Source organism: Flammeovirga aprica JL-4, from assembly GCF_012844305.1.
GTDB classification, from domain to species: domain Bacteria; phylum Bacteroidota; class Bacteroidia; order Cytophagales; family Flammeovirgaceae; genus Flammeovirga; species Flammeovirga aprica.
The window spans coordinates 31,411-52,203 of the sequence record NZ_JABANE010000062.1 but is presented as its reverse complement, the minus strand read 5'-3'; the positions used below and the strand labels follow the sequence as shown (position 1 = coordinate 52,203).

The window sequence follows — 20,793 nt, the reverse complement described above, 5'->3', positions numbered from 1 at the left end:
AAGAATTAACTGTAATTGGGATCCGCTTTCGCTGATCTTATAATTACTTTTTCATTACATCAAAAGAACGTCTGAACCGAAGTTCAATGATCTGTTTTTCAGATTTTTATTCCATTTAAACCGCTGTTTAAATGTGCTTCATTTTCCAGAAGCGAGTGCAAAGATAAGAACTTTTTATTTTAACTTCCAAATCTTTTTTTAAAAATTTTTGAAGTTTTTTTGTTGATTTTCTCAACGCTCAACACTCAGTATTTGTCACTTCAAAAGAGAAGTTTTAAAAGCCTTTCGTTAAAGGCGAGTGCAAAGGTAAGAAGAGAAATTTAATTTGCAATGCTTATTCTGTTTTATTTAGAAACTTAATTTACATCGCTGATTTTCAACTGAATCAAATACCTTTTCATTATATCAATTACCCTGAATCGGGTTATCACATAGGATAACCTCTACGTGTTTTTTTTAGTGCCTTCCTTCTGAAGACGGATGCAAAGGTAAGGCGAAGATTTAGATTTCCAAACTTTAGCTAAAAGTAATTTCTAAATGCACGTTAAGTTCATAGATTCTTCATTTTTATTCTTCATTAAATACCTAATCATCAAATAGATACACAAAAAGCACTTTATGAATCTTTTTTCAAGAAAACATAAAGTGCTTTTAAAGAACTACCAAATGGGTGTTCACTATTCGTTTTTATCTAATTCCTTTTTCAAAAAGGTTAGACCTTCTTTAAAGGACACATCTTCTAAAGAGGACTCTTTCATAAGGTCTTCCATTTCTTGATACAATTCTTTTTTATGCTTTAATGCCACCTCTTTTTTATAGTCAGCATATTTAGATTTTAAGAGTTTAATGATCCTAGGAGATAGAATACCTAAAACAATAAGTATAATTAATGCAATCCCTAAGACAATTTCCATTAGGTAATCCTTTAGAATTTCTGTCCAAGGCTGTTGGATTAATTCAATACTTGTAGTCGTGTTTGTTCCATATATATTTAATGAAAGCGTATCTACTTTGGTCTTATGAAAATTAATAGAATCATAAGGTGTCAAATAAATAGATACATACCCTTTCTGCCAAGGACGAACTCTTGGTGTACCATAATACATTTGTATGCCTTTTGGAAGTTGAAGCTCATTAATAAAGGTTTTGGGCGAAGGATATACCGCATTTTTTCCTGTATTCAAAAACGGAACCTTTATCTCAAAGGTATCCTTATGTGATGTAAACTGTAATTTCTCAGGTATATTATTCTGAACTTCCTTCATCAACTTTTCAAATGGCTTGTATTCAAATTTATGTGATGTGGAAGAAGAGTCCTCTTTTACTGTTACGGTGATCTCCCCTTCTAAATCTTTAGACAAATCATATGATTTTACCAAAGTCAATGGAATTTGTATGGCGTCCGCAGATCGAGGTTGAATGTTTTTTGCATTCCACTGATACTTTAAACTTGGTGGCAATTGAATATCAATCAAAGAATCTATAGTGAATAAAGTATCATAATCACTATCATTATAAAAGGAGGCATTCAACCATATCGTATCTAAAGGAGAATATAGCTTTTCTTTCTCAAAGGAGATATTTTTAGTCAGTACTGTCGTTGTATCTTTCCAAAATACTTCTCCTCGAATTTTTGAAACTCTACTAGTAATAAATACGTGCTGTTCAACATAGTTATTTTTAAGAATCAGCTCTCCATATTTATCTCCTAAAACAGTTGCTATTGGTAAAAAAGAAAGCACTAGGCTATCTGATGAAGGCACAATGGTTTGCTTAGTTGATGAATGAATAGTATCCCCTTCAATCATAAAAATAAAAGCAGAAGTGTCACCGGTGTATTCTATTTCTAAAGGCAATTCACCTAGTGTGGTGAAACTAAAATCTGTGAAACCGGTAGAATCAGCTTCCACTAAACCTAAATTCAAGTTGACATCTTCTCTATCTGAAGGAATTGCTTTCTTCGTGTTAGATTTTAAGGCAACACGATACAGTTGTTGATCTATTCTAAAAGCTAAAAATGATTTGTGCTGTCCTTTTTCTAAACTCTTTGCACGAATTTTTACCTTCAAGTCTTTAAGGGGGCGTTTTGTAAACTTCGTTTCATGAAATTTCTGCCAGACATTTTGAGTGGTATCAATATCAATCGAGAAAAAGTCAGTGTCACCCACATAGAACACTTCAATCTCTGCATCAGAAAAACCTCCTGTACAGAAAAGGTTTATTTCTTTTGATTGATTATCTATTACACCAAAATCAACCATCAAAGCATCTGTGATCAGACTATTAGACTTTGATGGTTTAGCTTCTGTAAAAATCACCTGCTTCCATCGGGAATTTTTATTACCGTTGGAGAGAAGCTTTGTTGTTATCTTTTCTGATTTGGCAGGTTTTTCAAATTTAAAAACCTGAGCGTTGACTTTCCCTAATGATAATAGGAATACAAAAACCAGACTGAGGTAAAAATATTTCATTATTTGCTTAATTCTTTTTCTAATAATTCAGCGTATTTCAAAAGTGATGTAAGAATACCCTTGTCAGTATTGCTATCAGAAGCATTGATCATATCAGATACCTTCTCTACATACTCCGACAAAGGTGTTCCGCCTCCTAACCCATCCATGACTTTTGCTCGACAATACGATTTGAAGACCTTTAGTTCGTCTCCTGAAAGTACATCATAATAGTTTCTGCCTTTATACCTGAAAAGCATTTCTTTTAAGCGGTCATCTCTGAAAGGAAAATACTCTAAGTTTAAATGCTTCGGATCTGTTTTCCCCATTGCTGTGATTCTATTTCCTAGTTTTTTATCATAGCCATCAATAAAACCATCGTAAAGCTGTCCGTCCACATCTTCATTTATAGGGTAAGGAGTATTATAAACCTCGTTGATTTTTTTGACAAAAGTTGGGTCTTCCTTAATGATTTCTTCCAATTCTTGCTGGTGCTTCTTGATCTTCTCCAAGTCAATCGATAATGCCTGTGCTCTTTGCGGTGTGAGCGTTTTAGGCGTTACGAACATAGAAGACTTATTGATGACCACTTGTCTTAATCCTGGGCGGTCTACTATTTTCTCTTCTCCTTCAGCTTTTTCGTATAATTTATCTCTGATTTCTTCAGCAGAAAGACCTTTTAACTGTAAAGGAGATGTAGAAATATCGATTCCATTGTAAGCATTATTGTTTTTTAAATCTTTTGACAATGGTACGAAAAAAGATAAATGTCCATTGACTAAAGGAACAAATGGTGTGATGAAAAGAACAGGTGAAATGGCATTCATATGCTCTTCAACAAGTTTTTGAGCGGTCTTTTTATCCCTCAAACCAAAAGCATACCTGAAAAGTTTTGGATTTACCTGTTCAACCAGCTTTGCCATATGAATTGTTGCCCACACATCTGCTAAGGCATCATGAGCATTTTCATGTTCTATACCATTTGCTTTGGATAAATTTTCAAGTTTCAGATTAATCGAACTATCTTCATTTTGAGGCCACTGGATTCCTTCAGGACGAAGCGCAAAAGTCATACGCATGATATCCAGTAAATCGAGGCGTGAATTTTGATCTGCCCATTCATGAGAATACGGATCTATGAAGTTTTTATAAAAGCCGAAACGAGAGAATTCATCATCAAATCGAATGTTGTTGTAACCAATATGACAGGTACCTTTCAACCCTAACTCATTTTTAATTCTACCCATAAACTCACATTCACTCACTCCTTGAGCTTCAGCAACTTGAGGAGTAATTCCAGTTACCAAACAAGCTTCTGGATCAGGGAGAAAATCTTTTGATGGTTTACAGTATAAAACAATTGGGTCGCCTATTGGGTTAAAAGATAAATCAGTTCTAATTCCAGCAAATTGAGCGATTTTGTCCTTCTTGGGATCTTTTCCAAAAGTCTCATAATCATAAAAGAAAAATGAAGTCGTATTCATATTAATTAACGTTCGATTATTGTGTGTTACGAAGCTATAAAAAGTATAGAATTATTGAAATAATTTAAGGTGAAGATATGAATATTAAACTTTTTTTTATGTATTCACAGAATTTTTTGCTGAATAGTTGGAAATGCAAAAAGAAATTATCTATTTGTATATAACGTATTACGAATATATCTCATATGGCAAAGTACATTTACTACAAAAAACCTTTTGAAGAGGTCGATAAACAGGCCAAAGAGTCTAATAAATCCATGAAAGAGTTTATGAAAGACGTGCCTGCCAGTGAAACGAAAAGCTTTGAAACGAGGAAGGCTTTCTTCCAAAGTTTTACATCTAAACGAAAAGCTTCATGGAAAGGCTCTGAGGAAGGTTCGATGATTTACGTGGACGGTGTTAAACCTTATGCATTATCAACAAGAGATTTTCTTGAAGAATATCGCATTGCTATCCAACATCGTGGGAGAAAACCTCGAAAGACAGGAGGTTCTAACAAGATTGTTACTTTCAGAATGTCAGAAGATGAATACGCTGCGCTGGAAGAACAAGCAAAAAAGAAAAGCATGAAAGTGTCGGATTATATCCGAAATTTGATTGAGTCTGATTTGATTCAATAATCGCTTTTAAAAAGACACCTAGGGAAATCTTGTTTTCGCACAAACACAAAAAAGACTGTTTTTCAGAAAAGCAGTCTTTTTTTATTTCAAAAAAATTGTTGCATCACAAAAAATGTAATGATTCTCTATTGATATTTAAGTACAAATTCAAAATTATCTAATACTAATTCTATTTATTGTTTTGCGATTACTTCCTTCAAAAAATTTCTAATAGAACCCTATTGATCTTAAACTAAAAAAGACTGAAAAATTAATTTCAGCCTTTTTTTAATAAAGTTTAAAAAATTGAATTGGTAAAAAACTAAAAACAATCACTAGTTGTACTTAACATTCCTCCGTTTTACTATATCAATATTTTTATGCTCTTAGTAATGCATAGTCTAATTAAGTACTGTGACAAAAGAAATGGAACCATAATTACGTGCACCATGACTGAAGTCATGGGCTGGTGATATTGACTCCAACAACACTAAAGTGTTATCTCCGTTACCAACCTTCAAGACTTTAGTCTTGATTAGGTTGCCCTATCAAATGCCCATAGTTTTGACTATGGTGCAATAAACACTCGTTTACGTTTGTCCTAGTACTTACTTTAGAAGACTTTGTTTTTATTGCTTCCTCCTCCACTGATGACAGTGAATAAACATCCATTAGATTTTCCATTTTCTCAAATCTAGTTATTTTTAATATCCTTTTCATTAGATAATATCATTTGTAAGAAAATGTCACCAAAAACAACAACAAGTCACTCTATTTAAGTACTTTATCTATCATTTCAAATAACAGCAGTAATACAAATTCAAAGATTCTCGTCATCGTTATTCTCATAAAAATTACCTATATTACAGTAAGTACTAAGACAAAATTATATAACGCTAATTCATATTATTTTTTCCGATTACTGCCTTTCAAAAACTTTAAATAGAACCACTATTTATACGTTTTTGAGCATTGTACTCACAAAAAATAAATAAGAATTAATTATCATTTGTTTTTGGCTTAATACTTATAAAAACCATAGAATACTATACTTCTGACATTGTACTATTAGAGCCTCAAAATTTGATTGTTCTAATGTCTTACACCTTTAAACAACACATAACTATGATTGCTAAAGTAAAATACACCGTATCCAAAAGAGAGGGAATACTCTCTGTGATTTGTAAACCTACTGACACCGTGAAAACCATTTTGAAAAAAGCGAAAACCATGCTTGTCAGATCTGGACATATTGCATCGAGTATTCAACAATTAAATTTCTTAAGCAGAGCTTAATTAAGTTTTAGACACCTCTGGTCAACGAGAAAATAAGGTGATACTATTTTAAAGTCCTATTCGTAAACACTCCGCTTCATTTTCTCGTTTTTGTTCCATCATTTCTTTAATTTCATTTTTCAACTAAATCGATAAAATGATGGATAATAAATGGCTAAATGAAATAACACTTCAAGGCAATACTGTTACTCTTATTCCTATACAAGAAAAGCATGAAGAGGCGCTTACTAAGGCCGCTAGAGATGGAAAGCTTTGGGAACTTTGGTTTACAAGTGTTCCTTCTGAGACTGAAGTGAGAAGTTATATATCAACGGCACTTCAACAGTATAAAGATGATAGTAGTTTACCTTTTGCTGTTCTTCATAATGAAACAGGTAGAATAATTGGTTCCACTCGTTTTCTTAATGCGAATTCAAAAGTGAAAAGAGTAGAGATTGGTTATACTTGGTATGCAAAATCTTTTCAGAGAACAGCTGTGAATACAGAATGTAAATATTTATTGCTTCAATATGCTTTTGAAACGCTAGAGTGTATTGCTGTTGAATTCAGAACTCACTTCCATAACCAAAAATCTAGACGAGCTATTGCTAACTTAGGAGCAAAACAAGATGGCATTCTTAGAAATCATACAATTGATAAAACAGGAAATATCCGAGATACTGTAGTTTTCTCTATTCTCAATACGGAATGGAAAGTTGTAAAAACAGCGTTAGAGCATAAATTAAGGTAATTCAAGTTTTAAGTAGCGTCTGTTATTGAAGTTGTTTTGAATTCTATTTGCTTTGAGCAAAGTTAAATTGAAGGGAAATCCTTATATTTGGCGATGTTTTTTAAGAAGTGAAAGTGTAATGGAGGAAGAGAAGAAAAAAATAAGTCTGGAAGAGGTTGAAAAGTGTACTTCTATTTTGGAAGATATTCTTGAAGATACCAATATGTTATATGAATTGCCTGAGGAAAAGCGTGTTGCGCTGATGAAAGCTGCAGGACGTTTAACTCGACCGAATCGTGAGGAATTCGATAACAGAAGAAAAGATAAAAAGCGCGCTGCAAAGCGTAAGCAACAGGAAAAAGATAAACACTCTAGAAAATTCACTGGAATTAGAAGTGCTAGAGAAAATCATATTTTTATTGCTCCAAAAATTTTAGAAGAGCAGGATATTCCTGTGGATATGCCAGAGTTGGAATCTCCAAGAAACTGCTATGTCTGTAAAAAGGAGTATACACAATTGCATCATTTTTATGATCAGATGTGTCCTGAATGTGGCGATTTTAATTACGCAAAACGTTTCCAAGAAGCTGATCTAACAGGTCAGATTGCTGTAGTTACGGGTTCTAGATTGAAGATTGGTTATCATATTACCTTAATCATGCTCCGTTCTGGGGCAACTGTCGTCGCTACAACTCGTTTCCCTGTTGACTCTGCCAAACGTTTTTCTAAAGAAGAGGATTACCATGTCTGGAAAGACCGTTTGAAAATTCATGGTTTGGATTTGAGACATATTCCAAGTGTGGAGATTTTCTGTAATTATATTGAGCAGAAATACGGACGTTTGGATATTCTCATCAACAATGCTGCTCAAACAGTAAGACGTCCTTCAGGGTTTTATGCTCATATGATGGAGGATGAAGAGAAGCCTTTTGCTGCATTAGATAGCGATACGCAACATCTTTTATCAGAACATCATTATTGTCTAGAACAGTTAGGTGAGCTTTCTGATGGAAGTTCTAGTGCTAAGAACAGAAGACTTCCTGTAAAGTGGAGTACAACTGAAGCTGGCATTGGTATCAGAGCATCGGCTAAGTTATCTCAGATCCCTTATAGTTTTGATAATTCTATCCAAACAAAAGAGGTATTCCCTGAAGGAAAATTGGATGTGGATTTACAGCAAGTTGATCTTCGAAAAACAAACAGCTGGCGCTTGAGAATTGGAGAAATTGAAACTCCAGAGATGGTGGAAGTACAATTAGTGAACTCTATTGCTCCTTTTGTACTTTGTAACCGATTATCAAAGTTGATGCAGAATGATAGTACTGGTAAGAAGCATATTATCAACGTATCAGCGATGGAGGGTAAATTCCACCGTTTCCATAAAGAAGACAGACATCCTCATACAAATATGGCAAAGGCTGCACTGAACATGTTAACACATACTTCTGCTGGTACACTTGCTAAGGAGGGCATATATATGAATGCTGTGGATACGGGTTGGGTGACGGATGAAGATCCTGCTCATATCTCTGCAAAGAAACAAGAAGTTCATGATTTCCAACCTCCTTTGGATATTGTGGATGGTGCCGCTAGGGTTTTAGATCCATTGATTGACGGTATCAACACAGGAAAGCATTGGTCGGGTAAATTCTTGAAGGATTACTTCCCTATAGATTGGTAGATCATTTGATCTTATAAATAGAAACAGCCTTTCAGATTTTTAGTTTGAAAGGCTGTTTTTTTGTGCACGTTTCTTTAAGTACGAGCTAGTATCATTTGCGTAGCAGGCTAAGCTACTACAAATACAAAGCCCCCTTGATCAATGGTAAGGAAGAGACTATGATTTTAATTTTCGAACTAAAACTACCCAATCTTCATTCAGTGTTGGTGAAGGGCCTAATGCTACCTTCTCGCCTGCATTGACTGTTTTGATTTTGGTTTTAATCAAGTTTCCTCCGCTTCTTGGATTGTACCAATGTACACTGAACTTACCTGAGTGTCCTTCTAAATTAAGTGTTGGCTGTCCTCCTTCTTTAAGATAAATACAATACGTATCGCCTTCTTTTGCAAACGTATAGCTGTCTTTTACATCGGCTAAAGTATTGTCTGCTTTCATTGTAGTGAAAGGAAGGTATTTCTGGAAGAAATCAGTAGCCACATAGGTCATTTTCCAAATACGATCTCTTGTATGCCAATCCTCACAGTTCAAATCATTGTGAGGGTATTTGTAGCCAAAGTAATGTTCAACTCCTGCTCCCCCTGCCATTAGGTTAGCCCAAATCACATCTTTTCTTACCGTATCTTGCTGTCCAGGATAATCATCTGGTAAAACACCCGCTTTTGCTGGACCTATTTCATCTAACCAAATTACCCATTTCTTCCCTGCCTTTTCTGATTCATTTCTCCAATGTAATGTGGTTTCATAAGTATGATGAAGGTCGTGGATTTGAAATGAGATACCATCCAGCGATTTATTGCCTAGTAGAGGTTTCACCGTATTTTCATGATCTTTTTTATTCGGTAAAGTATGAATAGCCACCATGTTACCATAAGGTTCCAATGCCTTCATATATTCAATCATGGCAATTCTCATTTTGGTAGTTTGCCCTACCGGAGACCAAGTTGTAATACCACTTTCCTCTCCCATATTCCAAATAATACCTGGGTGATGTGCAAAACGGGCCACTAATTCTCTGTAATATAACTTTCTTTGAATCCCTGTGTAACCAATGTCCAAAAGGTTTTCATTTTCCGTTTCCTGAGTGATCACATGTTTTACCAAACCCACTTTATCCATATGAGAAAAAAGTAATTCCCATTGCTCTAGCTTACTTACATCGAAACGGTAACGCTCATGTTCTTCAGTCCAAGGCCAAACGTTTTTACCGTCACCCATTACATTCATTGTAAGGAAATAAACCGCATTAATACCCGTAGAAGAAAGGTAGTTCATACCACCTACAATCCCTTTGCCTTTACCATTTTGCCATGTAGGATCCCCTTCTTTCCATTCTGGAATATGCTTTTCAAACTTGTGCTTTTTAGGTGTTCCATCAAATTCATGATAACCTAGTAAGTCTTCCGGACTGTTCGCCCCGCCTTTAATGTAATATTCTTTATTTCCTTCAAACTGAAGATAATGGGTATCCGTAGGCTTTAATCTACCTTTACCTCTCAAGTCCAAACCTGATTTATCAGAAGCAGTCACCTCAAAAGTTCCTGAAGTTCCGTCAGGGGATAGTTTTACGCCATCAGCACTATTTTCTGCTACCGCAATATTTTTACCTTTTACAAAAGAGGTTTTATACGTCCAAGTTCCTGTTGTATTTGGTGCAAAACGGACTTTCCATTTATTTCCTTTGTCTGCACTTGTTTCAGCCGCATTTCCATCTGCTGCGTAAAAGCCAGGAATTACGAACTTTTCTTGTCCGTTGGTAAAAGTGACGTCCAATCGATAATCAAGAAAAGGGTTTATAGGATCTTGTTCGTAAGTTTCCGGTCCGTCAAAAGTTAGTGTGACGGTATGCCATTCTTTTAGTTCACCTGTTATTTCTTGAGCGTGCAGTTGTTGTAAAAACAAACTACAGATTAGTAAAATTAGTTTTAGTTTCATTTGATATAGGTTTATTTGCCATTTGAAGCATTCTTTTTCTCCCAAACTCTGAAGTACTTCACATGAAATTCTCCATCCAATCGGTTATCATCAGGAAGTGCCCCAAACCATTTGTTAGATTCATTATTAAAATTCACTTCTAACGGTTGATGCCAATGTGTATTTTTGGCTTCTCTAAATAAAATACCATCAATATAGAATCTGATGTATTCTTCTGTCCATTCCAAACCCCATACATGATATCCTTTCTGAAGTTCTACCGGTATGTAATATTTTTTAGTTCTTGAAAAATGCTCTTTCACATTTCCCTGATCTTCAGGTGCTCTGAAAACGTGAATATTTGAATTCAAATCATTGCTATTGTAATGTAATCCAGGAGCGTTTTCACAAATATCGATTTCTGTCCACCAATCTTTACTGACATTCGTCATCCAAAAGCCAGAAACCCACGGTGCATCCATTAATTTCATTTCAGCTTCAAAATAGCCATAAAGGAATTTGTTTTTACTTTTAATAAAACCTGCCGTGTGAGTATAACCGTCTGGCAGTTCATCCTTTCCGTGTTTGTTGACTCTGAACACAGCTTCACCGTTCTCAAACGTTACATTTGATCCATGAAAATACGTTGGTTTTCTACCCTTCCATTTCGGGTTATTCGGGTACCATATTTTTTCATTGATCTTTCCCTTTTCAAACTCGTCAGAATATTTTTTCAGCAATTTCCATTCTCCGTTGTTGGTTTGATCCGATAATGGAAATTTATTATTGACTCTCTCTGCCGTTAAACTGACATCCACCGAATCGACATAATTTTTGGGTGGGATTGTCAAATTCTGTGCTTGAAGCATCTTGATTGAAAAAGATAAAATAATTATACCTATCAGTAAGAATTTAGATTTCATAAGTATGATGTTTTTTTGAAGTAAAGTTTATCATTCATTTCTGAGGCAATTTAGAGGGCTTTTGTCAGTTTTAGAGCAAAAAACTCCGCCAACTTGAGGGGGTAATTTTTCCATTTTAAAAATTTTCAATTAGTGTACAATTAACAAATAAAAAATTCCCCCCACTTATTTCTAATTTTTTTTGAACCTCATTCTTCAATTGTCAAAGTAGATTGGGTTTGAAAATGAAGGCAGATGACACCTATCTGTATTACTTATACTACCAATTAAATTCTTATGATTAAACATTATTTTAGACAACCAGTTTTTTTTACAACACTAATAGCAGCTACACTTTTAAGCCTGCTAGTCAATGAAGTAACCGCACAAACTACCGCAAGTATCAACCACAAAGTACAAAGGTATATCGGTGGCGTTTCGAACCTTGAACGAAACAAATTCTTCAATCTTCACTCCAATTGGCGTGACACTGAATTGAATCAATTCTATAGTGATTACAACGCTTTTCCAAGCCGAGGTTTTTGGGGGCCTTTTTCTTATTCAAAAAGTAAGGGTAATGCTGTTGGCACCTACCCTGCGGGTAAAACAGGGAATGATAATCTCAAAAATGTCACCCGTTTTGTAGGTACAGAACATCCTTATAACATCTTTAAGGATGGCTTGAACCCTACAGCAGCGGGCAATTGGGCGGCAGAATATTACAAAGACTTTGTCAGCGACAGCGAAAGGCCAGAGTATTTTGAGCCCATGAATGAGCCTTTTGTTCATGCCAAAGACTACTATTCTGGTGGATGGAACTTGGCAGAAGAAGATCGTATCAAATTACAAATGGCAGAGGTTTATGCTGCTATTGGTAAGAAAATTCATGATACTCCTGCTTTGGGTAACATGAAAGTGATTGGTTATTCTGCCGCATGGCCTTCTTTGGAAATCAACGATTTTGCTCATTGGGATGAAAACATGAAAATGTTTATGGATGTAGCCGGTGCGGATATGGATGCATTCTCTACTCACCTTTATGATGGCGTAAACGTAACGGGACAAAACAACAAACGTTCCGGCAGTAATTCAGAAGCTATTCTGGATTTGATTGAAACTTATTCTCATACAAAATGGGGTACTGTAAAACCGCATGCCATTACAGAATACGGTGCCATTGCAAGCGGTTATGGTGATAACTACTCAGACATTGAAAGTATTCAAACGGTGAGAGGTATCAACCATATGCTTTTCAATCTTCTAGATAGAGAGAATAAAATTGAAATCTCTATTCCGTTTATCACTGACAAGTCGACTTGGCACCTTACTGCGGCGAATAATTATCAGCCTTATGGCGCCGCGTTATTTATCCCTACTAACATAGGCCAACCGACTGTGGCAGGATGGAAATATGCACCAAAAATTCACTTCTTTGAATTATGGAAGAATGTAAAGGGAAAAAGAGTGCACGTAACGACTGACAACCCGGATGTGCAGGTACAAGGTTTTGCTGATGGTAATATGTTGTATGTTGCATTAAATAATTTGGATGATGCAAACCAAAATGTAACGCTTGATTTTGTGAGCGGTCTAGGCGGTTTGCAAAATGTGACGACTAAGTCATTGAAAATTTATGATAATTCGGCTCCAATTATGAATATTTCATCTTCTGGTGCTACTCCCGGTTCTCTAACTCTAATTCCGGGTGAGACAGTAGTTTTGGAATATCAATTCTCTAATGCGATCAGTTTTGATAATGCTATCCGTGACAGAAAATATTATACAAGCAAGCACCTACAAGCTATTAATGCAAATAGTGCTGTAAGTTTTAATTTTTATAATGTTGATACAGGAACCGGCCTCGCTTCTTTACAAATGGGAATTGGGAGAAAGCATGACCGATCTAAGAAGCCAGTCGTTAAAATTAATGGCACAACGGTTACTGTTCCTAACAACTGGAAGGGATCTGATCAAGCCAACCGAAGTGATTTCTTTGGGGTGATTGAAATTCCTTTCGATATCAGTCTTTTACAAGCTACAAATACCGTAACTGTAACTTTCCCGGATGGTGGTGGACATATCAGCTCAATGATTTTAGAAGTTAAAAAATATGATCAAGCAGTAATTGAAAATGAAGCTGTTAGTATTGTAAGCCCAACTTCCACTATCGAGAGTGATACACAAGTGAATGTAAGTCTATCTTACACAGCCAATACTACAAGAGATATTGTAGCTGAATTCTGGTCGTCTACATCTTGGTTAGGCCAAGCGGTGAAAACGGTAAATGCAGGAAGCAGAACTGAAACATTGACGTTAAGTCTTAACAACGCCCCTGCTACTGGAAGCGGTTATATTGTAAAAGCGAGCATTCGACCTGTAGGTACAAATTGGACATCAAATATCGATACGGATCAAAAAAACAACCTTAGTGTGATCCCTGCCGTGGTACAAGAAGCTTATGGAGGAACACCTCATAGCCTTCCTGGTAAAGTTGAAGCTGAAAATTATGATACTGGCGGTGAAGGTGTAGCTTACCATGATAGCAATACCAATAACCAAGGTGGTCAGTACAGAACTGATGGTGTAGATATTGAAACTTGCAGTGATACTGGAGGAGGTTATAATGTAGGCTGGATTGATGCTACAGAATGGTTAGAATATACTGTAAATGTCGGTGTTACTGACAATTATGATTTCTTCCCAAGGGTAGCAAGTAATTCTGCGAATGGCAAATTCAAATTGATGGTTGATGGTGTAGCGGTTACAGGTGATTTGAGTGTTCCTAACACTGGTAATTGGCAAACATTCCAAACGATGCATATCCGTAATATCGCTTTAACTGCCGGCCAACATGTGATACGTTGGGAAACTGTCAGCGGCGGTTATAATTTTAATAGCTGGGCGGCATGGCAATCTTCCACTTCTAGCAGTAGAAAATCAGGGATTGATGTGGCAAGCAGTGTGATGGTGTATCCAAATCCTGTAACAAATGATAAGGTTTTCATCAAAATACCTAATGCAGATGGAAATACCGTTAAAGTTGAAATTATCGACTTACAAGGTAGAACCGTTAAAGTGGATACGTTTACCAACAATCAACATAGTATTGATGTGAACGGTCTGATGAATGGAGTTTATATCATTAATATTACAACTCCTACACAACAGTTTACTAAGAAAGTTATACTTCAATAATGTAGTGAAGATTTGCTTTTAAAAAACAGGTTCAGTTCTTAAGATCAAATTCAGAGCTGGACCTGTTTTTTTAGTCTTCCTAACTTAAGTGACTATTTTAAATTACACTTTACAAATGCGAAAGAATACTTATCGATTCCCTTCATGTAATTTAATCAATTTAATGTTCATTTTTTCAAATTCAGTGAGCCATTTATCGACAGATTTATGTTGGGGTTTGTACCATTTTTGAGCTCTGAAATGCTGATCCATTTTTCCACCTTCAATAAACTTATAGCCATACCTTGCAAAAATTTCATTTCTCATGATCTTTAATTCCGCCGCAGAAAGATCCCATAGATCATCATCCGTTAGTTTTTTAGTAGAAGCTTGGGGATATTGCCCTGAAAAATAATCCTCCAATTTTCCCGACCGACTTCCAAACTCATAATCTTTGTGTATTTTTAATGAATCCAGCCTTTTAAAGCCTTCAACTCTATCTGTTCCCTCATCATAAATAGCAAACTGACCATTAAACTCATCCGCGAAAAACATATTTCCTTTGATATGTGTATAAGTGAGCGTTTCATAAGTTATCACCCAATCCGGAGGATTCTGTTCACTCCATCCTCCCTTTTTAATTTGCGCCACTACATCATTTCCATCTACCAAAATCACTAAAGAATATTCCCACTCAGAATACCCTAAACTATATATGCCTTGATATTCTGATTCACTTGAGGCATTCCACTCTGTAACTTTATTGTCATCAATTTCTTCCACACCGCCAATGGTCTGTGCCTTCAAATGTAATGAGAGGAAAGCAATAAGGGAGCAAAGTAGAGGAACAGTGTTTTTTATTTTTAATATCATCATTTTAGAAAAAAAAAGTCAGAATAAGGTACAATAAAATAGAAATCATGGAAAAAAGTTCTTAGCCTAAATTTACTAAACATTTTGGAGATACGACATTAAACACGAAAGTAGTAAAATGAGGATTTCAGTTCATATGCTTAAAAAAACCGATTGGCTAAATCGCCAAATAAACGCTAATTAATAATATAATTCCACTCATTATTCTTAATACTTTTAGATTGCTGATTTGGATTATTCTTGCTTTTGATTGAGACAGACATTTTCTGTATTGATAAACACATCCTGTTTCATAATGCAAATCTATATTCACGAAAAAGAACTTGGGTACACATTCATGTTTATAGCTTGACAGATCAATTTTGTAGTACTTTTAGTCACATTTATGCTGAAATTTGCATAAAATGGCTATGTAAATATCAAAATACACCTGTTGAATTCTTGATATATAAATTAACTTTGAATGGGATAAAAGTGAAAAGAAGGTCAAATTTTATATCAATGAAGTAGCATAATAATACATTTCCATGATGTGCTATTTTTTGAACTATTTATGTAATCACTAATTCTTTGGATATGGTAAGTTAGGGGTAAGAGAAAAATGAGACCTAAAAATCTCTGCTCCTATCAAATGAGAACATTACTTTTTTATATTTTGAAATGAGAAGATTCAGTTTATTTATTACTATTTTAAGTTTGCTGGCATTGATCGGATGTCAGAAGCAAACTACGGCCAACAACGAAACGCAAAAAGACTCGAAACCGAACATCATTTTTGTGTATCTTGATGACTTAGGATACGGTGATTTCAGTGCCAATGGTGCGAAAGGGTTTACTACTCCTAACATTGATTATTTAGCCAACAACGGTATCAACTTTTCGAATGGATACGCTTCATCGGCAACTTGTACTCCTTCGAGATATGCTGCTTTAACAGGCGTTTATCCTTGGAGAAATAATCTTAAAATTTTACCGGGTACAGCACCGCTTATTATCGATACAAAACAACCTACTGTACCTAAAATGTTGAAAGCTTCTGGCTACAATACGGCTATCATTGGTAAGTGGCATTTAGGTCTTGGTGCAGCAGACAAAAACTGGAATGAGCACATTGCTCCAGGTCCAAATGAAGTTGGTTTTGATTACTCTTACATCATGGCAGCAACGCAAGACCGTGTACCTACAGTGTACATCAAAGATGGTGATGTAGTAAATCTTGATAAGAACGATCCTATCGAGGTGAACTACAAAGAGAAATTTGAAGGAGAACCAAATGCTATCGACAATCCTGAGCTATTGACGATGGAATGGCATCACGGGCACAATCAAGCTGTAGTAAATGGAATTCCAAGAATCGGCTACATGAAAGGTGGTAAAGCCGCATTATGGAGCGATGTAGATATGGCGGACCATTTCCTTGCTGAAGTAAAAACTTACATTAAAGAAAAGGCTCAAGAGGAAAAGCCTTTCTTTTTAACCTATACAATGCAACAACCTCACGTGCCAAGAACGCCACACCCTCGTTTTGTAGGTAAATCAGGTAAAGGGCCAAGAGGTGACGTAATTTTAGAGGCAGATTGGTGTGTTGGTGAGTTATTGAAAACACTTCGTGAAGCGGGTATTGAGGAAAATACAATGATCATTTTCTCTTCTGACAATGGTCCTGTATTGAATGATGGCTATAATGATGATGCCGTTGAATTATTAGGTGATCACAGCCCAAGTGGTGGTTTAAGAGGTGGAAAATACTCTTTATATGACGCGGGTACTCACGTGCCATTTATCACTTACTGGAAAGGTAAAATCAAAGGAGGCAAGTCAAATGCTTTGGTAAGTCAATTGGATTTATTCAATTCATTAGCTGCTCTTGTAGGTAGCGAAGAAAGAACTAATGATTCTCAAGATGTACTTTCAGCTTTATTAGGTGAAAGCACTGAAGGCAGAAAGTCTATTATCTTAGAAGCTACAACTAGAACTTCTTACCGTAAAGGTGATTTTGTACTTATCCCTGCTTACAAAGGTGCTAAGCTGAACAAAAAAGTAAATATCGAATTGGGTAACCATGATGAGATTCAGTTATTCAACCTTAAGGAAGATCCTTTCCAGCAAAATAATATTGCACCTCAAAACCCTGACCTTGTAAAACAGTTATTAGGTGAGTTTGTACAGAAAAGAGGAGAGTTTAGTAAGACTCAAGAGTTGATTTTGAAATAATCAGAAACAACTTTTACTTTATGTACTAGGACATAAGAAAAGGGATAATTTTAGCTTGCTATTTTTTATTCTAATCAAGGCAGATTTGCAGAACATAGCCTTAGTTACGTGATAAAAATCTAACGAAGAGTAGGATAAAAAAGATAAGATAAAATGTCCATTTACTTTTGTCCTAGTACTTAAGAATGAAGAGTTAAGAAGCATTCTATTTAAAATACAAGAACCACTTCTTAACTCTTCTTTCTTAATTCTTAGCCCCTTCCCTATTTCATATCTTTTGCCTCATTCAATGCCTTTAATGTAAATGTGAACTTACATTTTGAAGGATCTAACTGATATTTCGACATGGCTAAACCTCTCTTCGACCATGAGTTTTCGCCACCTACACCTGCTTGTTTGTCATCAATACAGATATAAATGAAATCTCTTGGTTTGATGTCAGTAGTATGTCTTTGTGCTTTTTCATTTCCTGGATCAAAATCAGCTACAGGATTAAATAAAGCATTGAACTCTACTGTTTTTGCCGCATCTACTTCCAATCCGCTTCCGTTGACATCCATCCATTTTACAAAACGAACGTCAGTACGGTGTCCATTTTCTTGCGGACGGATATAAGGAACATATAAGTCTGCCACCTTAGTAGTGTATAAACCTACAAATGAGCCATTGTTACGGTCAATGTAGTTTTCCTCAGGTCCTCTACCGTAGTAATTTACAGTATCGTATTTCTTGTCAATAGCGAAGGTCATACCGTATCTTGGTATAAATTTCAATGCCTCCGGGTTTTCTGCTTTCAATTCACTTTCGATTTGAATATTACCATTAGACTGTACTACATAAGTCACTGTATTTTGAGCGTTGATTGCTTCCAATGCCACAGTGTATGTGATGCGGTATTGTCCCTCTTCTTTCTCTACTTTTCTGTCGATAACCTTTCCATTTTTGGCGTGGTCTCTCCATTCAAAGTAATATTGATCCTTCGCATTCTTTGCTTTCCATGCACCAAAGTCATTATCTGTCATTGCTCTCCAGAAATTCAATTTTGGTCTCTCTTTCAATAGCTCTTCACCATTGACAACATAAGAAGCCAAACCGATTTCATTTTGATCAAATACCACTTTGAAGCTTTCACCCTCCACAATTACTTCTTCTTTTTCTTCTTGTAATTTAAGTTTTGAAGAAACAACAGGTGATACTGAAGCCACAGTGTTAGCAGACTGCACTAGGAATTGATTAGAAGAAAGCACGTACTCTTTTTCTAATAAGCTTTCATAACCGTCATTTAGAATATAAAGGTTTACAAAATACTCCTTATCGGCTGTCATTTTATTTGTAAAATCAAGGTTGAAGTCTACCGTCTCCTGTGCTTTAACATTCAAGTTCATGATGATACCATTGTCCGCTAGAACACCATTTTCATACAGTTCCCATTTCACTTTTGTGTTTTTAAGATCTTTGAAAAAATTCTCATTATACAACTGGAATTTCTGATTTCCTTTATGGATAAAGTGCTGGTTCTGATAGATATGCTTGATTTCCTGAATTGCAGGGTGAGGTGCTCTGTCTGAACCGATGATACCGTTGGCACAGAAGTTTTCATCATTATGAATAGAATCTGGCTCATAGTCTCCACCGTAAGCATAATAGATCTCTCCATCTGCTGTTTTTTCTTCTAAACCTTGGTCTTGCCAATCCCAGATAAATCCACCTTGGATCGTTCTTTCTTCACGCACCCAATCCCAATATTCTTTGAAGTTACCATTGGAGTTACCCATTGCGTGACTGTACTCACACCAGATAAATGGACGTTGCTCCTCTAATGGTAATTGATTGTTTTTGTTTAAATATTTCTTTGTGATTTGATCCATACTCATGTACATCCATGAGATAATATCTGTAGTTCTTGGCTCTGATTTTTTGTAATCAGAACGCTCATAATGCACTACTCTTGTTGAATCAAATTCATGTGCCCAATCATAGGCCGCTTTGAAGTTGCTTCCGTTACCAGCTTCGTTACCCAATGACCAATAAACTACAGACGGGTGGTTGAAATCTCTTTTCACCATTCGTTGTACTCGGTCCACATGTTGTTCCTTGTACATTGGGTTGTTAGCAAGTGTCTCGTCCGCTTTGTAACCGTAACCGTGTGATTCAATGTTGGCTTCATTACAAACATAGATACCGTACTGATCACAAAGTTCGTAGAAATAAGGATCGTTAGGGTAGTGAGACGTTCTTACTGCATTGATATTATATTTCTTCAAATCAATGATATCCTGCAACATCAACTCTCTAGAAACCACATGACCGTTTACAGGATCGTGCTCATGACGGTTCACCCCTTTTAATAAAACAGGCTTTCCGTTTACCAAGAACTGACCATTTTTAACAGCAGTAGTTCTAAAACCAATCTTCTGATAAGAAGCATCCACTACATCACCTGACTTGTTTTTCAATACAATGTCCAACTGATATAAGTGAGGTGTTTCCGCAGACCAAACATCTACTTTACCGACTGCAATATTGTGCTTCGCAACTACTGACTCCGTTGATTTACCGATGTTTACCGCTTCAGAAGTTGTATACACTGTCTTACCGCTAGCATCTTTTAAAGCCAACTGCAACTCCAGTCCCTTTTGCTTTTTAGCTGATGAGTTTTGAATATCTATTGAATAAGACAACAAACCATCTGTATAATTTTCAGTATCTAAACTAGGATTCAGTTTGATATCTCTTACAAAAGTCTTCTCTGTTGCGAAAAGGAAAACGTCTCTTTCAATACCGCTTAATCTCCAGAAATCTTGATCTTCTAAATAAGAACCATCACACCAACGATACACTTCTACAGCAATATCATTGGCACCTGTTTTCACATACTCCGTCACATCAAACTCAATCCCCGTTTTAGACCCTTGAGCATACCCTACTTGCTTTCCATTGACCCAAACATAGAAGGCCGAGTTTACACCCGCAAAATGAAGGAATACGTTTTTCCCTTCCCATGCTTTATCTACTTTAAAAGTTCTCTTATAGCTTCCTACAGGATTATATTCATGTGGAATATAAGGTGCATTTTTAGGGTGAGGATAAATAATATTGGTATAAATCGGTGTGCCATATCCTCTTCTTTGCCAATCAGAAGGCACATCAATATCTTTCCATCCTGATACATCAAATGATGTTTGATGAAAATCTGCTGGGCGGTCTGCTGGCTTTTGGGACCAATTGAACTTCCAGCTTCCGTTGAGTGATTGATAATGGCTTAAGTCTTTTTGCTTTTTATCAAAATTAGTACCCTTATAATGTGTAAAAGTACTGTGTGTTGGCAATGTGTTTACACGGATTACTTCAGGATTTTCCCAGTTAGGCACTTCCTGTGCTAGTGTTGACAATGGTGCTAAACCCACTGCTGTCGCGATTAGAACGTCTTTTAATAATTTATTCATTTCTATTGTATAGTTGTCTGTTCAATTCAAAAAATTTATAAGCAATTACATTAA

General features: G+C 35.9%; 13 protein-coding genes. 6 read left to right on the top strand and 7 right to left on the bottom strand.

The window, feature by feature from the left end; all coding sequences use genetic code 11:
- Positions 1-677: 677 nt before the first annotated feature.
- Together HHU12_RS20555 and sbcB are read right to left on the bottom strand one after the other, a co-directional pair.
- On the bottom strand, positions 678-2,471 hold the full coding sequence (locus HHU12_RS20555; RefSeq protein WP_169658619.1) for a hypothetical protein: 1,794 nt from the start codon (positions 2,469-2,471) through the stop codon (positions 678-680).
- A complete protein-coding gene (gene sbcB, locus HHU12_RS20550) occupies positions 2,471-3,934 on the bottom strand; it encodes an exodeoxyribonuclease I (RefSeq protein ID WP_169658618.1) in 1,464 nt (487 codons plus the stop codon). The genes HHU12_RS20555 and sbcB overlap by 1 nt, the downstream gene beginning before the upstream one ends.
- Before the next feature lie 185 nt (positions 3,935-4,119).
- Here sbcB and HHU12_RS20545 point away from each other — a divergent pair, with 185 nt between their 5' ends.
- Positions 4,120-4,554, top strand: a complete 435-nt coding sequence (locus HHU12_RS20545) for a plasmid mobilization protein (protein WP_044209801.1) — start codon at positions 4,120-4,122, stop codon at positions 4,552-4,554.
- A gap of 504 nt (positions 4,555-5,058) precedes the next feature.
- On the opposite strand, the gene HHU12_RS20540 is transcribed toward HHU12_RS20545, so the two are convergent.
- Positions 5,059-5,253 carry a hypothetical protein gene (locus HHU12_RS20540; RefSeq protein WP_169658617.1) on the bottom strand — a complete coding sequence of 65 codons (195 nt, stop codon included), beginning with the start codon at positions 5,251-5,253 and terminating at the stop codon, positions 5,059-5,061.
- A gap of 405 nt (positions 5,254-5,658) precedes the next feature.
- Here HHU12_RS20540 and HHU12_RS20535 point away from each other — a divergent pair, with 405 nt between their 5' ends.
- From HHU12_RS20535 to HHU12_RS20525, 3 genes are all read left to right on the top strand, one after another.
- On the top strand, positions 5,659-5,829 hold the full coding sequence (locus HHU12_RS20535) for a hypothetical protein (protein WP_169658616.1): 171 nt from the start codon (positions 5,659-5,661) through the stop codon (positions 5,827-5,829).
- A 136-nt stretch (positions 5,830-5,965) separates the two neighbouring features.
- On the top strand, positions 5,966-6,559 hold the full coding sequence (locus tag HHU12_RS20530) for a GNAT family N-acetyltransferase (RefSeq protein WP_169658615.1): 594 nt from the start codon (positions 5,966-5,968) through the stop codon (positions 6,557-6,559).
- 52 nt (positions 6,560-6,611) lie between these two features.
- A complete protein-coding gene (locus HHU12_RS20525) occupies positions 6,612-8,219 on the top strand; it encodes an SDR family NAD(P)-dependent oxidoreductase (protein WP_240971050.1) in 1,608 nt (535 codons plus the stop codon).
- 156 nt (positions 8,220-8,375) lie between these two features.
- Here HHU12_RS20525 and HHU12_RS20520 read toward each other — a convergent pair whose 3' ends face one another.
- Positions 8,376-10,151, bottom strand: a complete 1,776-nt coding sequence (locus tag HHU12_RS20520) for a DUF5060 domain-containing protein (RefSeq protein WP_169658614.1) — start codon at positions 10,149-10,151, stop codon at positions 8,376-8,378.
- Between the two features lie 11 nt (positions 10,152-10,162).
- Positions 10,163-11,053 (bottom strand): family 16 glycosylhydrolase, encoded by an 891-nt coding sequence (locus tag HHU12_RS20515; protein ID WP_169658613.1) that lies wholly within the window; start codon positions 11,051-11,053, stop codon positions 10,163-10,165.
- A 276-nt stretch (positions 11,054-11,329) separates the two neighbouring features.
- Between HHU12_RS20515 and HHU12_RS20510 the strand changes: the two genes are divergently transcribed.
- Positions 11,330-14,227, top strand: coding sequence for a carbohydrate-binding protein (locus HHU12_RS20510; RefSeq protein ID WP_169658612.1), 2,898 nt, complete (start codon positions 11,330-11,332; stop codon positions 14,225-14,227).
- 129 nt (positions 14,228-14,356) lie between these two features.
- On the opposite strand, the gene HHU12_RS20505 is transcribed toward HHU12_RS20510, so the two are convergent.
- On the bottom strand, positions 14,357-15,082 hold the full coding sequence (locus HHU12_RS20505; protein WP_169658611.1) for a YARHG domain-containing protein: 726 nt from the start codon (positions 15,080-15,082) through the stop codon (positions 14,357-14,359).
- Positions 15,083-15,739: 657 nt separating this feature from the next.
- Here HHU12_RS20505 and HHU12_RS20500 point away from each other — a divergent pair.
- A complete protein-coding gene (locus tag HHU12_RS20500; protein WP_169658610.1) occupies positions 15,740-17,293 on the top strand; it encodes a sulfatase family protein in 1,554 nt (517 codons plus the stop codon).
- A 263-nt stretch (positions 17,294-17,556) separates the two neighbouring features.
- Here HHU12_RS20500 and HHU12_RS20495 read toward each other — a convergent pair whose 3' ends face one another.
- Positions 17,557-20,739 (bottom strand): glycoside hydrolase family 2 TIM barrel-domain containing protein, encoded by a 3,183-nt coding sequence (locus HHU12_RS20495; RefSeq protein WP_169658609.1) that lies wholly within the window; start codon positions 20,737-20,739, stop codon positions 17,557-17,559.
- Positions 20,740-20,793: the final 54 nt, after the last annotated feature.

Coding starts and splice junctions, on each gene's coding strand:
- HHU12_RS20555 (WP_169658619.1), bottom strand. CDS start 2,471: ATGAAATATTTTTACCTCAGTCTGGTTTTTGTATTCCTATTATCATTA.
- HHU12_RS20530 (WP_169658615.1), top strand. CDS start 5,966: ATGATGGATAATAAATGGCTAAATGAAATAACACTTCAAGGCAATACT.
- sbcB (WP_169658618.1), bottom strand. CDS start 3,934: ATGAATACGACTTCATTTTTCTTTTATGATTATGAGACTTTTGGAAAA.
- HHU12_RS20545 (WP_044209801.1), top strand. CDS start 4,120: ATGGCAAAGTACATTTACTACAAAAAACCTTTTGAAGAGGTCGATAAA.
- HHU12_RS20495 (WP_169658609.1), bottom strand. CDS start 20,739: ATGAATAAATTATTAAAAGACGTTCTAATCGCGACAGCAGTGGGTTTA.
- HHU12_RS20510 (WP_169658612.1), top strand. CDS start 11,330: ATGATTAAACATTATTTTAGACAACCAGTTTTTTTTACAACACTAATA.
- HHU12_RS20515 (WP_169658613.1), bottom strand. CDS start 11,053: ATGAAATCTAAATTCTTACTGATAGGTATAATTATTTTATCTTTTTCA.
- HHU12_RS20520 (WP_169658614.1), bottom strand. CDS start 10,151: ATGAAACTAAAACTAATTTTACTAATCTGTAGTTTGTTTTTACAACAA.
- HHU12_RS20540 (WP_169658617.1), bottom strand. CDS start 5,253: ATGAAAAGGATATTAAAAATAACTAGATTTGAGAAAATGGAAAATCTA.
- HHU12_RS20500 (WP_169658610.1), top strand. CDS start 15,740: ATGAGAAGATTCAGTTTATTTATTACTATTTTAAGTTTGCTGGCATTG.
- HHU12_RS20505 (WP_169658611.1), bottom strand. CDS start 15,082: ATGATGATATTAAAAATAAAAAACACTGTTCCTCTACTTTGCTCCCTT.
- HHU12_RS20535 (WP_169658616.1), top strand. CDS start 5,659: ATGATTGCTAAAGTAAAATACACCGTATCCAAAAGAGAGGGAATACTC.